Raw genomic sequence first — 13,693 nt, 5'->3', positions numbered from 1 at the left:
ATTATCACTTTCATGTGATAGCACTTCAAAAACTTTCTGCCATACGCCTGCTTTAGCCCAACGGCTAAAGCGAGTGTGCACGACTCTAAAATCCCCAAAGCGTTCTGGTAAGTCTCGCCACGGAATACCTGAACGATACCGATATAATACTGCTTCAACAAATAGCCTGTTGTTTTTGGCAGTTACTCCAACAGTACTCGCTCGTCCGGGCAACAGATCCTTAATCTGTTCCCACTGATCATCTCTTAATGCATAGCGTTTAGTCATGAAAAAATAATGAGGACAGATTAGATTTTCTCAAGCTAATTGATGACAGGCCCTAGCGACTTACATTTTAATAAAATCTTTACCTTGCACCAAAATGAATGCCAATACGGTACCTACAACAGCAAGAAAGCCATTCACGATCCCCATCTGACTTAAGCCGTAACTTTGCCGTGACCATTCCACCTAATAATGCCCCACTGCTAATCCCGACATTATAAAGGCCTGAATAAATCGCCATGGCGACATCGGTTGCATCCGCATGAAAATAGATAATCCTATATAGAAATAGCCAAAAAACTTAACAATATTGAGCAGCTATTTATGGCATGTTTATTCCTGTTCACACGAATGAGAGAATAAAAATTTTGGAAATTAAACACAAAGATGATGGCAAAAAAGGTGAATTTTATATCGGTGACAATCATCAGCATCTAGCGGAAATGGTCTATACCTGGGCCGGTGAAAGTGTCTTTATTATTGAACATACCGATGTAGACGATTCTCTGCGTGGACAAGGTGTGGGTAACAAGTTACTTGAGCGTGTAGTCGTTTTTGCACGAGAGAAAAATATCAAAATCATTCCGCTCTGCCCTTTTGCCAAGTCAGTTTTTGATAAAGATTCATCCATTCATGATGTGTTGAAATAAGTTATTTTTAAAGTATTCTAATTTCAATCAAGTAAAAAATTGAGGGATAGCGATGCAGTTTCAACATGATGATAATGGTCAAAAAGGCGAATTTTTTACTTTGAACGATTCAGGTCAACGGATTGCAGAAATCAGTTATATCTGGACAGGTGAGCATCAAATTATCGCCAATCATACCTGGGTTGATGATGTTTTGCGTGGACATGGAGTAGCGCGTCAGTTACTGGATGTTTTGGTGGAATTTGCACGTCAAAAACGATTGAAAATTGTCCCAACCTGTTCTTATGTAGACGTCATGTTCAAACGTGATAAAAGCTTTGCAGATGTTGTGGCTTAAGTTTGTCGTGATTTAAAAAAGCCCAAAAACTGGGCTTTTTATTTTTTGAGCCAATTAAGCAAGATCGATAATCACCTTCATTGCATTTTCATCTGCGGCGTGTTTAAACACATCATAGGCTTTCTCAAATTCAGCAAATTTAAAGTGATGGCTGGCCAACCGTTCCAAAGGCAGTTTTCCAGAACAACAGGTTTTCAGCAACATGCCGGTGGTATTGGTATTCACCAAACCGGTGGTGATGGTCAGGTTTTTAATCCAGAGCTTTTGCAGTTCAAAATTAACCGATTTGCCATGCACTCCGACATTGGCCAGATGACCACCCTCTTTTACCACGTTCTGGCAAATATTCCATGTTGCCTCTGCACCCACTGCCTCTATCGCACAATCGACACCACGACCTTCGGTAATTTCTAGAATACGTGCGATCGCATCTTCCTTGCCGGAATTAATGGTATGGGTAGCACCTAATTCTTTGGCAAGTGCGAGGCGGTTATCATCCATATCCACTGCAATAATTTGTGCTGGTGAATAGAATTGTGAAGTCAGTAAGCAACCCATCCCGATTGGTCCTGTTCCCACAATTGCAATGCTATCCCCAGGTTTGACATCGCCATACCGCACGCCAATTTCATGGGATGTCGGCAATACATCGGATAAAAACACTGCGATATCTTCATTTAAGCCTTCAGGTAAGGGATAAAGCGAGGTATCGGCAAAAGGAGTCCGCACATATTCTGCATGGGCACCATCAATCATGTAGCCCATAATCCAGCCACCTCCGTTACGGCAGTGAGCGTAGAGTTGTTTCTGGCAATTTTCACAAGTCCCGCAGCGGCTGACGCAGGAAATAATCACCCGATCGCCTTTTTTCACGTTCTTGACGGCCGAGCCGACTTCTTCAACGATACCAATCCCTTCGTGACCTAATATACGACCGTCAAATTTACCGGTCTTCTTCTTGGCCTCTTCTTGAATTTCGGGGTTTTTACCTTTCCAGATGCCTAAATCTGTACCGCAAATGGTGGTTTTGGTGACCCGGATGACCGCATCCGTTGCATCAATAATCTGGGGGATGGGACGGTCTTCAAAACGGATATCATTTTCGCCGTAGTAAACCATTGCTTTCATTGTTGTCATTAGCTTGTTCCTTTTAGTATTCGTCTACTTTCATTACGTATTGATATATTTTAAATTTTTCTCAAAACTGAAACCTGTTGCTTTAAATTGAGTCTAACCAAATATGAGCAGTAGCATGAAAGAAGTATATTGGAGGCTTGCGGTATTTGTCGCTTGTTTAATTGTGGCGTATGGATACACAGAGCTTCGCTCTCTAAGCTAGCAATAGTTGTTGACGAAGTCATTACTTAGACAGTTTTGCTTACAGAATGATCTGATTTGAATGCAGACTGAAATGATTCAAGATAAAAATTTATACCTGAAAATTTTTAATGTTGAGGTGATGTATAAGGAAGGTAAGAGTTAAGAGATATTGTTGTTTGATAGTTAAATTTTATGGCATAGCTTCAAATTTGTAGAAATATTTAAAATATATAGAGTAAATATTGCCTTACTTTTGATGGATCAAAAGTAACAAAAATCCTTCGTTGAACTGATGGTATATCCCTATACCATCAGTTCAACGAAGTGACTTCATGTCGCCATTCGTGAATCATAACTTTTAAATGGTTTTAGAAGTTTCATCTCTTTTTTCAATAGCATTCAGAGCCCCTTTAGGAAGACTATTGAAACGTTCTTGGATTTTTTTAGGACGAGAAATTAAATCTTCTACAATGTAGTTAATCATTTCAAAAAGTGTATTTGCTATATCAGGCGAATCATCTAATTTTATTTCACCAGGATGCACAGCATTATTTCCAACAACGCGACAATAATCTAAAGCTTGCTGAATATGAGGATCTAAGCCCTTTTTTACTAAGCTAGCAATATCTTGATTGATATTCTCACCTTTTTCTCCAAGTTCAATCATTAACTTTTGGATAACTAAACGAAGTAATGCAGCTGCACCACGTGGTGATTTGTTCACTATGCTAATTGCTTCTTCAAAATCTTTTATAAGATTTTTAGGCATATCATCGTGCGGTTTTATAAGAGCATCTACGTGAGGATATAAAATATTTTCACTAAGCCATAATGTTCTTTTTTTACAATGAGAACAGTAGCTTAATTCTAGTTTTTCTGTCTGAGATGAAGAAAATTTCATTAAATTATTTGAAATAGTTTCTATTTTGAAATAACTAGTAGTACTCCAATGTTGAGATGCATAAACATTACAATAACTGCAGTGAAATTCTAGTGATTGATATGTAGGTGGATAATATTTTTGTGTCATAAGTTTTATTATAAAAAATAGAGGATTTATTGAGTCTAATAAAAAAAGGACTATAAAAATAGTCCTTAATTTTCAAATACTAAATAGTTACGCTTTTAAAGCAGTAATTAACTTCTGATGCAAACCACCAAAACCGCCATTCGACATAATCACTACAGCATCGCCCTCGCCTGCCTCACTGGCTACAGTTTTGATGATGTCATCCAGTGAGCGTGCCACAATGGCTTTGTTTGGTGCAGCATCAATCACCGGTTGCAAATCCCAGTCCAGACCTTCAGGTTGATACCAAATCACTTCATCCGCCAAACGTGCAGAATGGGCCAAACCATCTTTATGGCTCCCCATACGCATGGTGTTAGAACGTGGTTCAATGATTGCCCAAAGTTTGCGTTCACCAAGACGTTTGCGTGCGCCGTCTAGTGTGGTTTCAATCGCGGTTGGGTGATGGGCAAAGTCATCATAAACTTCAATACCTTTCACAGTATCCAGCAATTCCATACGGCGTTTTACACCGCCAAAGTTTGAAAGTGCTTCACATGCAGTTTCAATGGATACACCCACATGCTCAGCTGCGGCAATGGTCGCCAAGGCATTGGCAACGCTATGCTGACCGGTCATATTCCATCTAACGATGCCTTTGACCACACCATTTTCTAGCACTTTAAAGTGTGAACCATCTGCAGACAGTTGCTCGGCAGATAATGATGCTTTTTTATTGGTATCTAATGAAGTGCGAACCACAGGTGTCCAGCAGCCCATGTCCAAAACTTCATCAATATTGGTTTCAGTAATTGGGGCGATAATGCGGCCTTCACTTGGAATGGTACGTACCAGATGATGGAACTGTTTTTGAATTGCAGCCAGATCATCAAAGATATCGGCATGGTCAAATTCAAGATTATTTAAAATTGCAGTTTTAGGATGGTAATGCACAAACTTGGAACGCTTGTCGAAGAATGCAGAATCATATTCATCGGCTTCGACACAGAAGTATTTGCCGCCGCCTAAACGTGCACTTTCACTAAAACCGAGCGGTACGCCACCAATCAAAAAGCCCGGGTTTAAACCGGCCTGATCAAGCACCCAAGCCAACATGGTCGTTGTGGTCGTTTTGCCATGCGTACCGGCTACGCCAAGGACATGCTTACCTTGTAATACATGATCTGCCAAAAATTGTGGACCTGAAATATACGGTAAACCTTCATTCAGCATATATTCCACAGCATCAATGCCACGTTTCATGGCATTTCCGACAATCACCAAATCTGGATGTGGCTGCAAATGGCTACGGTCATAGCCTTGCATTAAGGTAATACCTGCATTTTCCAGTTGGGTCGACATCGGTGGATAGACGTTCGCATCTGAACCCGTCACCTTATGTCCTAAATCACGTGCTAATAGTGCCAGCGAACCCATAAAGGTGCCACAGATACCCAAAATATGCAGATGCATTCGTTTTAACTCCACTGCTTATTTGACACATCACGGTGTTGTTGGTGTCATTATTGATTCAATTTGAAAGCAACGATATCAAGGGTTTTGTGGAAAAGATAGTCTTTCTTGTATCTATTCATAGGATTGCATCATGCGTTTTATATCGCTGTTATATAGCTATGGTTCGCTGGAAAAATCATGGATGAAATGACATGCTTTTTTAGTGGAAAAACGTAAAATATTCACGATTATTCCAGATAAATTGACTATGTTTTTTCCGCTACTGCTTTTAATTATTTCTAACTGTTTTATGACCTTAGCTTGGTATGGTCATTTGAAGTTTTTACATGGTGCACCGCTTTGGCAAGCCATTTTATTTGGCTGGGTGGTTGCCCTACTCGAATACAGTTTTATGATTCCTGCTACTCGCCTGCTCGCACAACAAGGCTGGGCGTTGGGGCAAATGAAAATTACCCAAGAAGTGGTGACGTTACTGGTGTTTGTACCTTTTATGATTTTTCTGTTTAAACAGCCCTTTAAACTGGATTATTTATGGGCAGGATTGTGTCTTTTAGGTTGTGTATATTTTGTTTTTAGAAGTCAGTAAAACTTAATGATTTTATTTGGAATTTGAGTTACTTCATGGCCTTCTTCTCAAGTTATGATCCAAAATAATTTGTGGAGGCATTGCTTTACTTTTGAGGGATCAAAAGTAACAAAAATCCTTTGTTGAGCTGATGATACTTCCTTGTATCACAGCTCAACGGCGACCTCCATGTCGCCTTTACGCGATAGTATGGTTGGAAATAATAATTTCATACTTTTTTAGAATTGATGATGATTTCTTTATTATTTACCTAAAAAGCAGCGGAAATATAGCAGTAAAGTATCTGTTAAATTTTGGTGAGATGAAAAAACAGTCTATAATATCGGGCTTGTGATTCATTTAAAGCTTGGCACTTGTCGAGATTTATCCTTCCTTACATTCGTTTATGGAATATTTGCAATGAATGCGGCTGCTGCAGACACTCAACCTCTCGTTGGAATTATCATGGGTTCTCAATCTGATTGGGCAACTCTCGAAAACACTGCCAATATGCTTAAACAACTTGGCGTCCCATTTGAAGCGGAAGTTGTTTCTGCGCATCGTACGCCAGATCGTTTATTCGAATATGCTGAAACAGCACGTGAGCGTGGTATTCAGGTGATTATTGCCGGTGCAGGTGGCGCAGCGCATTTACCAGGGATGTGTGCAGCAAAAACTGATCTACCTGTATTAGGTGTTCCAGTAAAATCTTCAATCTTGAATGGTGTAGATTCATTGCTTTCAATTGTGCAAATGCCTGCAGGTATTGCAGTGGGTACCTTGGCGATTGGTCCTGCTGGTGCAACCAATGCCGCGATTATGGCAGCACAAATTTTAGGTTTAACACGTCCTGAAATTGCAAAAAATGTTGCTGAATTTCGTGCTGCGCAAACTGAAAAAGTGGCGAGCAAAAATATTCCTGGTCAAATCTAAAGCCAAGCTTAAAACGGGACACACGTTATGGATAAAACCATCGGTATTTTTGGTGGTGGTCAACTCGGCCGTATGATGGCACAAGCTGCCCTACCGCTGAATATTCAATGCACTTTCTTTGAAGCCAATACAGATTGCCCTTCCGCCGCGATGGGTCAGGTGATTTCGACCAAAGCTGAAAATGGCTTACAAGATTTTATCAATAGTGCAGATGTATTCAGTCTGGAGTTTGAAAATACACCGCTGGCAGATGTTGATGTTTTAACCAAGCAAAAAGAACTGCATCCGCCACGTCAGGCTTTGGCTACTGCGCAAAACCGTTTGCTGGAAAAAGCTTTATTCGATCAACTCGAGATTCCTGTTGCGCCGTATAAAGCAGTTAATTCTTTAGAGAGTTTAAAAGCTGCGGTTGCTGAATTAGGTTTGCCGATTGTTTTAAAAACTGCTACTGGCGGTTATGACGGTAAAGGTCAGTTTGTGTTGCGTAGCGCAGAGCAAATTGATCAGGCTTGGGCGGAACTCGGTCCAGCCGGTTCACTGATTGCTGAAAGCTTTGTGACGTTTTCGCGTGAAGTGTCGATTATTGCGGTGCGTGGTCAAAATGGTGATGTGAAAACGTGGCCATTGGCTGAAAATCACCATCACAATGGGATCTTGTCGCATTCGATCGTGCCTGCGCCAAACAGCACAGATTTACAACCGATGGCGCAAGACTACATCACTCGCCTGCTGAATCATTTGAATTATGTCGGTGTGTTGACGCTTGAATTGTTTGTGACCGATAAAGGCTTGTATGCCAATGAGATGGCACCACGCGTGCATAACTCAGGTCATTGGTCCATTGAAGGCGCTGTCTGCTCGCAGTTTGAAAACCACATTCGTGCAGTTGCGGGTTTACCCCTCGGCTCAACTGAAGTGGTTCGTCCAACAGTGATGGTGAACATTATTGGCAAGCATCCAAAATCTGAAGATGTCTTGGCTTTAAATGGCGCCCATTTGCACCTGTATAACAAAACTGAACGTACAGGTCGTAAAATTGGTCATATCACGCTGATGCCAAACGACAGCGCTGAATTAACCACTTTATGCCGTCAATTGGCGAAAATTTTGCCAGAACCTTTGGCATTAACTCAAGATATGAGCATTTAATCCTTCGATTGAATGATAAAAAAGCGGTCATGCCAATGACCGCTTTTTTTATGCCTGAAGTTCGGGCATGATTGCGCCTCTTTTGAGCTTATGCACCGTTTATCGGAACAGAATAAAAAATAACTGTATGTAATTTGTACAATACTTTATAGATAGACTGCATAAAAAACAAACAAATAGAATTGTGCTGTATTTAAGTTTTAATGCTGTAAAAAATGCAGAAATTTTTAAATTCAAAAGATAAAAAATAAATTCAAAATAATATGAATTTAAATTTAAACCGGTGTGTTTGAATTTAAAAAATATGAATTCAAAGTATTTTGGAAAATATGAATTTAAACTTTTAAATTTAAAAATAGAGTTTTGAATTTAAAGTTTTAGGTGTTTAAGAGCACAAAAAAACAAAAGAGATTAACTTATCCACAGTAGGTTTGAATTTAAAAAAACGCATTTTAAATTTAAAACAATAAATTTAAATTCATATTTTGAGTATTTTTGAATTTAAAAGTTTTAAAAACAGGGCTTGTGGATAACTTTTTAAATTTAAAAACAGAATATGAATTTAAAATGAAGGGAAATGAATTTAAATTTACGATTTGATTCAGAAATTAACGACTGATGGTGGTATGGTAAAAACATAATTTAAATTCAAATGCCATCAGGGATACTATGCGTCGCTTAGCTTTCGTTTTAGGTTCAGTTTTTCTTGCAATGACTCAAGCCAATGCTGAGCTGATTATTAATGGCCAACGTGTCACAGTGACTCCAACCACGCCTACAAATCAAATTTTTAGCCCGCAAAATAATTTTCAGCAATGTATTGCCAATTTACGTACTCAAGCCATGACTTCGGGGGTGAATGGGTCGACCTATGACCGCTATACGCAAAATTTAACACCTGATTATTCCGTCATTGAAAAACTAAATTATCAACCTGAATTTTCTACGCCAATTTGGGATTATTTATCCGGTCTGGTTGATGAGGAACGTGTGCAACTGGGACGTCAAAAATTAGCCCAGCATCGAGATGTACTCAATCGCGTTGCAGCAACTTATGGTGTTCCGGCTGAAACGGTGGTGGCAGTGTGGGGTGTAGAAAGTAATTTTGGTGATATTTCCGGAAGTTATCCTTTATTACAGGCTTTGGGCACTTTAAGTTGTGAAGGTCGTCGTCAAAGCTTTTTCCGTGGAGAGTTTTTTACCACGATGCGAATTTTACAACGTGGTGATTTAACCGAGCAGCAAATGAAAGGCTCATGGGCTGGGGCATTTGGTCACACCCAGTTTATGCCTTCAACCTATGAAGAGCTGGCAGTTGATTTTGATGGTGATGGTCGTCGTGATCTGGTTTCTAGCACTGCAGATGCTTTGGCTTCAACGGCTAATTTCCTTAAAAAACGTGGCTGGCAAACCGGCATGCCGTGGGGCTTTGAAGTTCGTATTCCTGAAGGTATGTCCCTCAATGGAGAAGGGCGTCGCAATAAAAAATCTTTAAGTAGCTGGGTGAGTCGTGGTGTGGTTCGTGCCGATGGCAGTCCCTTAATCCAGGGAAATTTATCTGACAGCAGTTCGGCGGGATTAATGGCACCTGCAGGTACAAATGGCCCGGTATTTTTAGTCTTTAAAAATTTCGATGCTATATATAGTTATAACGCGGCAGAAAGTTATGCTTTGGCGATTGCGCATTTGTCCGATCGTTTACAGGGTCAGGGTGGATTTAGTAAAGCCTGGCCAACCGATGATCCAGGAACTTCCCGTGCAGAACGACGTGAAATTCAGCAATTTTTACTCAATAAAGGTTATGACATTGGTACAGCCGATGGCTTGATTGGTGATAAAACCCGTCAAGCCATTCGTCAAGAACAAAATCGTTTGGGTTTGAGTCCAACAGGTCGTGCAGGCCAGCAAATTTTACGTGCATTTCGAAATGAAAATGCCCAGAAAATGATGAAATAATCATGTTTTAGAAATAAAAAGGTCTGCTTCAAGCAGACCTTTTTATTGTGAAATGTTTTTATAATTTATGTTTATACCGCTGTAATGGTACCTAAAACACGATAGCCTGCCGCACCTGTAACGGTCGGTAGGTTGCCACTTTGTTGATTCATAAAACGCATCGCCAGCCATGCAAAAGCGGTCGCTTCTACCCAAGTCGGCGCTAAGCCAATTGCGGAGGTGGTTTGGACTGACCAATTGTGTTTGCGCAAACGCCAGCGCAATTGCTCGAGTAAATGTGAGTTATAGGCACCACCGCCACAGACATAAACTTCACCGGTATCCATGTCGGAGCGGTAAATGGCTTTTTTAATCGCCCGTGTGGTGAGTTTTAATAAGGTCGCCTGAACATTTTCAGGAGTGTCTTCTAACTCGTTATATTCAAGATCATTGCGCCAATCGGAAATTTGTTCATCTAACCATTCCAGGTTGAAGTCTTCACGTCCGGTACTTTTTGGCGGTTCTTTAGAAAAATATTCATGAGCTTGCAGGCGGTCAAGCAGGCTGCGAATCGGATGACCGTATGCTGCCCAGTTACCATTTTCATCATAAGGTTGACCGGTATAACGATGACACCAGGCATCCATCAAAATATTGGCAGGTCCGGTATCAAAACCATATACAGCATCTGGATTACCCGCAGGTAACATGCTGACATTGGCAATGCCACCCAAATTTAAAATTACACGGTGAATGCTTGGGTGCTGGAACAAGGCCTGATGAAATGCAGGAACTAAAGGTGCACCTTGACCACCCGCAGCCATATCACGACGTCGGAAATCTGAAATTACTGGAATCTGGGTCATTTCAGTAATGATATTGGGATCGCCAATTTGCAAGGTAAAACCATGTTCAGGACGGTGGCGAATGGTTTGCCCATGCGAACCAATGGCTTTAATCTGGCTACGATCTAGCTGGTTCTTTTCAATCAGCTCATTAATCCCATCACCAATCATTTGTGCCAGCGCCACATCGGCTTTGCCCATGCGATCAATTTCGTTGTCACCGGGTAAAGTCAGCGCCATCAGTTCGTCACGTAAGTCCAGATCAAATGGCAAGGTAAGGGTGGCATGAAGCTGCAATGGATCAAATGAAGCAGCCACAATGTCAACGCCATCCATGCTGGTGCCAGTCATTACCCCAATATAGATCGCTGTCATGATGATAGTTAAGCCTGCATTATGCTGAAAAAGTGTTAGTATATCGCACAAATTGTATAACTGATGTATTGGGTTTTGTGATGTCAAATTTCCTGCCGGCTGAAGAACAACTTGCCCTCATCCAACGAGGCACTCATGAGATTATTTCTGAAGAGGATCTGTTAAAGAAACTCAAAGAAAATCGTCCCTTAAAAATTAAAGCGGGTTTTGACCCAACAGCACCTGACTTACATTTAGGTCATACTGTATTGATTAACAAGCTAAAAGTATTCCAAGACTTGGGTCATGATGTAACTTTCCTGATTGGTGACTACACTGCCATGATTGGCGACCCGACAGGTAAAAGTGCAACCCGTCCGCCATTGTCGCGTGAACAAGTGTTGGAAAATGCAAAAACCTATCAAGAACAAGTATTTAAAATCCTTGATCCGAATAAAACAAAAGTTCGTTTTAACTCTGAATGGTTTGCACAAAAAACCGCAGCCGATCTTATTCAGTTGGCGTCTCAGCAAACTGTGGCGCGCATGCTTGAACGTGATGACTTTACCAAGCGTTATAACAACCATCAGCCGATTGCGATTCATGAATTCTTGTATCCATTGGTCCAGGGTTATGACTCAATTGCGTTAGAAGCAGACGTGGAACTGGGTGGCACAGACCAGACCTTTAACTTGTTGATGGGTCGTACGCTGCAAGGTCGTTATGATCAGGAAGCGCAAGTCTGTATTACGGTTCCAATTCTGGAAGGTTTAGACGGTGTGAATAAAATGTCTAAATCTTTAGGGAACTATATTGGTGTGTTTGATGCACCAGGCGCGATGTACCAAAAAGTCCTTTCAATGCCAGATGCTTTGATCGAGCGTTATTTTGATCTGCTTAGCTTTAAATCACTGGATGAAATTGCAGTGTTATTAAAAGAAATGCAAGAAGGTCGTAATCCTCAAGAGATTAAAAAGATCCTTGCATTAGAGTTGGTAGAACGTTTCCACGGTGCGGAAGCAGCTGAAAATGCGCATAAAGGTGCAGGTAATATTATTACTGAAGGTGAGCTGCCAGAAGGTACGCCAGAAGTGACTATTTCACGTGCTGAATTTGGCGGTGAAATGTTTATTGCCTCTATTTTACGTACGGCCGGTTTAACCAAAAATGCAGCACAAGCCAAAGATGCGGTGGCGCGTGGTGCTGTAAAAGTGGATTGGGAAGTGGTTGATGCGGGTTTCTCTGTGAATGAGAACAAAACATACATCATTCAGGCAGGTAAAAAAGCGATTGCTAAAGTGACCTTCATAGACTAAGGGTTTCTTGAATTTTTATTTAAGTTGTTGAAATAAAAGCAGGCTTTGGCCTGCTTTTATTTTTTATATCGTATATTAATATTTCGAATAAGCAAATTCAAAAAAAACCTTATAAAAACAACAGTTAAATTTTCCCAAATCTGTTGCATTCTGTTTTGCTTAAGTATAGGATTTATTCATCTAGACATCGTGTAGAAAACATATCTAGAGGGTACGTGTATAACAAAAGCTCCACAATTTTAAGTCTCTTCCCCAAGAGACTTTTTTTAAATTTTTACCAATAACTATAATAATGACATCATGGATCGAGCTATAGATTCAACTCCAAGGGAGAGATTTTGGGAGAGATCTCTTTCTTTTTTTCTATCTAAAATTTAGTCAATTTTAATTTACTTGATCTTTTTTACTGCTTAAATAGCAAAAAATCAATGTTTTATAAGATATTACTGAGCTTGATTGTTTTTCAGGAGTTATGGGTCTTGCAGCATTAAGGTGAATGAAATTGAGTTTGGGAAAAAATATTTTGACTAAGCTGCCGACAAATAAGTCGGTTATAAGGGTTTCTTCTCGCACCCCAATAATCTATGTAGAGATAAATAAGCGCTGACCACTGCAATTAAAACTAAAATAATATCGCCATAAATTTTGCATGAGCGGAAAGTGAAATTAAGATGAATCGCAAATGCTTGATACAAACCTTCCTCAGCCAGGAAGACTAAATTTACTTTTTAGTACTATGCACACTCCAAAAGCCGTGATCAGACAGCTCAATAAGCATAACAATAATTGGATGGCGTAAAGGCTAATAAAGGGCAGTCGACTAAATAATAATAAGAGTTGCAATGGAAATTGAGTTGGCTTTCAAACAAGTAAATAAAACCAGGTTTAAACGACTCTTTGATTGTTGCTATTCAGTGAATAATTATAAAAATCACTTTTTGAAGCAATGATCGTTCTTTGAGAGAAGGGAATGATTCTTGATGAATATTTGGTTTTAAACCTATTTGGTTAGAGGTAAGGGGTATTCATGTGGATCGTTGGCTTGTTTGTGGGAATGTGATTTAAGTAGATAGCGTTTATAGCTTGATTTGAAATTTTGAAGATAGATATAGGTGTAGAAAGAAGTGATGGATTGATGATTTATGGCTGTAGTTAAAATATAAAATTCTAAGAAAATTTAAAAAAACCAATTTTTTTATTAAAAAAAGTATAAAAAATGACTAAAAAACATGATTTTTCACTGATTTTGTAGAAAAAACAGACATGCGTGATAAATATATCATTTTAGGGGTTGCACGCATTTAGAAACTGTATAGAATACGCTGCATCCCGACGAGATAGACGGAAACGAACGAAGCGCGAAGCGCTGAGTTGTTGAGTTTATGGCGTTGAGTGACTTGTCTCTGACGAAGAGCAAGAAGATCATTAAGAGATTATGAAGAACAACTTGTGTGGATTTTTACTGGTTGATCGATCGAAATTATTTTCATTGATTGATGGTAGAAATTACTCGAAGTTTATTTGAGAAATATTTGTCAGA

General features: G+C 39.8%; 12 protein-coding genes and 2 pseudogenes. 7 read left to right on the top strand and 7 right to left on the bottom strand.

What is annotated here, in order from left to right:
- The coding region (locus E0409_RS15680; protein WP_131292342.1) for a transposase at positions 1-267 on the bottom strand (267 nt) is incomplete at its 3' end.
- Between the two features lie 60 nt (positions 268-327).
- Positions 328-526, bottom strand: a pseudogene (locus E0409_RS17015) (sugar transporter); the annotation flags it as partial.
- Positions 527-632: 106 nt separating this feature from the next.
- Here E0409_RS17015 and E0409_RS15670 point away from each other — a divergent pair.
- Both E0409_RS15670 and E0409_RS15665 read left to right on the top strand, forming a co-directional pair.
- The gene (locus E0409_RS15670; protein ID WP_165541351.1) at positions 633-914 is read left to right on the top strand and encodes a GNAT family N-acetyltransferase; all 282 of its coding nucleotides are present in this window, start codon (positions 633-635) and stop codon (positions 912-914) included.
- Positions 915-966: 52 nt separating this feature from the next.
- A complete protein-coding gene (locus E0409_RS15665; RefSeq protein WP_131292340.1) occupies positions 967-1,251 on the top strand; it encodes a GNAT family N-acetyltransferase in 285 nt (94 codons plus the stop codon).
- Positions 1,252-1,305: 54 nt separating this feature from the next.
- On the opposite strand, the gene E0409_RS15660 is transcribed toward E0409_RS15665, so the two are convergent.
- The 3 genes from E0409_RS15660 to mpl form a co-directional block, all read right to left on the bottom strand.
- Positions 1,306-2,388, bottom strand: coding sequence for a zinc-dependent alcohol dehydrogenase family protein (locus E0409_RS15660; RefSeq protein WP_131292339.1), 1,083 nt, complete (start codon positions 2,386-2,388; stop codon positions 1,306-1,308).
- Positions 2,389-2,929: 541 nt separating this feature from the next.
- On the bottom strand, positions 2,930-3,601 hold the full coding sequence (locus tag E0409_RS16850; protein ID WP_131292337.1) for a DUF4145 domain-containing protein: 672 nt from the start codon (positions 3,599-3,601) through the stop codon (positions 2,930-2,932).
- Between the two features lie 87 nt (positions 3,602-3,688).
- Entirely contained in the window at positions 3,689-5,053 is a 1,365-nt protein-coding gene (gene mpl / locus E0409_RS15650) for a UDP-N-acetylmuramate:L-alanyl-gamma-D-glutamyl-meso-diaminopimelate ligase (protein ID WP_131292335.1), read from the bottom strand.
- 250 nt (positions 5,054-5,303) lie between these two features.
- Here mpl and E0409_RS15645 point away from each other — a divergent pair, with 250 nt between their 5' ends.
- The 4 genes from E0409_RS15645 to E0409_RS15630 all read left to right on the top strand — a co-directional run bounded on the left by E0409_RS15645 (position 5,304) and on the right by E0409_RS15630 (position 9,659).
- Entirely contained in the window at positions 5,304-5,642 is a 339-nt protein-coding gene (locus E0409_RS15645) for a DMT family protein (protein ID WP_131292345.1), read from the top strand.
- Positions 5,643-6,041: 399 nt separating this feature from the next.
- Complete coding sequence (gene purE, locus E0409_RS15640; protein WP_086176732.1) at positions 6,042-6,554, top strand: 5-(carboxyamino)imidazole ribonucleotide mutase; 513 nt, start codon at positions 6,042-6,044, stop codon at positions 6,552-6,554.
- A 27-nt stretch (positions 6,555-6,581) separates the two neighbouring features.
- The gene (locus E0409_RS15635; protein ID WP_131292333.1) at positions 6,582-7,703 is read left to right on the top strand and encodes a 5-(carboxyamino)imidazole ribonucleotide synthase; all 1,122 of its coding nucleotides are present in this window, start codon (positions 6,582-6,584) and stop codon (positions 7,701-7,703) included.
- A 669-nt stretch (positions 7,704-8,372) separates the two neighbouring features.
- Positions 8,373-9,659, top strand: a complete 1,287-nt coding sequence (locus tag E0409_RS15630; protein WP_131292331.1) for a lytic murein transglycosylase — start codon at positions 8,373-8,375, stop codon at positions 9,657-9,659.
- Positions 9,660-9,730: 71 nt separating this feature from the next.
- Here the strand turns inward: E0409_RS15630 and E0409_RS15625 are convergent, their stop codons facing one another.
- Complete coding sequence (locus E0409_RS15625) at positions 9,731-10,858, bottom strand: anhydro-N-acetylmuramic acid kinase (protein ID WP_131292329.1); 1,128 nt, start codon at positions 10,856-10,858, stop codon at positions 9,731-9,733.
- Positions 10,859-10,938: 80 nt separating this feature from the next.
- Here E0409_RS15625 and tyrS point away from each other — a divergent pair, with 80 nt between their 5' ends.
- On the top strand, positions 10,939-12,153 hold the full coding sequence (gene tyrS / locus E0409_RS15620) for a tyrosine--tRNA ligase (protein ID WP_131292327.1): 1,215 nt from the start codon (positions 10,939-10,941) through the stop codon (positions 12,151-12,153).
- 551 nt (positions 12,154-12,704) lie between these two features.
- Here tyrS and E0409_RS17105 read toward each other — a convergent pair.
- Positions 12,705-12,866: pseudogene (locus tag E0409_RS17105) on the bottom strand (DUF6198 family protein); the annotation flags it as partial.
- Positions 12,867-13,693 lie beyond the last annotated feature (827 nt).

The sequence above is a fragment of the Acinetobacter sp. ANC 4862 genome, from assembly GCF_004336635.1.
Taxonomy (GTDB): domain Bacteria; phylum Pseudomonadota; class Gammaproteobacteria; order Pseudomonadales; family Moraxellaceae; genus Acinetobacter.
The sequence above is the reverse complement of the archived record's forward strand: the minus strand, read 5'-3'. Positions and strand labels throughout refer to the sequence as shown.

What these genes read in the sequence shown, in the direction of transcription:
- E0409_RS15665 (WP_131292340.1), top strand. Translation starts at nt 967, where the DNA reads ATGCAGTTTCAACATGATGATAATGGTCAAAAAGGCGAATTTTTTACT.
- E0409_RS15660 (WP_131292339.1), bottom strand. Translation starts at nt 2,388, where the DNA reads ATGACAACAATGAAAGCAATGGTTTACTACGGCGAAAATGATATCCGT.
- E0409_RS16850 (WP_131292337.1), bottom strand. Translation starts at nt 3,601, where the DNA reads ATGACACAAAAATATTATCCACCTACATATCAATCACTAGAATTTCAC.
- mpl (WP_131292335.1), bottom strand. Translation starts at nt 5,053, where the DNA reads ATGCATCTGCATATTTTGGGTATCTGTGGCACCTTTATGGGTTCGCTG.
- E0409_RS15645 (WP_131292345.1), top strand. Translation starts at nt 5,304, where the DNA reads ATGTTTTTTCCGCTACTGCTTTTAATTATTTCTAACTGTTTTATGACC.
- purE (WP_086176732.1), top strand. Translation starts at nt 6,042, where the DNA reads ATGAATGCGGCTGCTGCAGACACTCAACCTCTCGTTGGAATTATCATG.
- E0409_RS15635 (WP_131292333.1), top strand. Translation starts at nt 6,582, where the DNA reads ATGGATAAAACCATCGGTATTTTTGGTGGTGGTCAACTCGGCCGTATG.
- E0409_RS15630 (WP_131292331.1), top strand. Translation starts at nt 8,373, where the DNA reads ATGCGTCGCTTAGCTTTCGTTTTAGGTTCAGTTTTTCTTGCAATGACT.
- E0409_RS15625 (WP_131292329.1), bottom strand. Translation starts at nt 10,858, where the DNA reads ATGACAGCGATCTATATTGGGGTAATGACTGGCACCAGCATGGATGGC.
- tyrS (WP_131292327.1), top strand. Translation starts at nt 10,939, where the DNA reads ATGTCAAATTTCCTGCCGGCTGAAGAACAACTTGCCCTCATCCAACGA.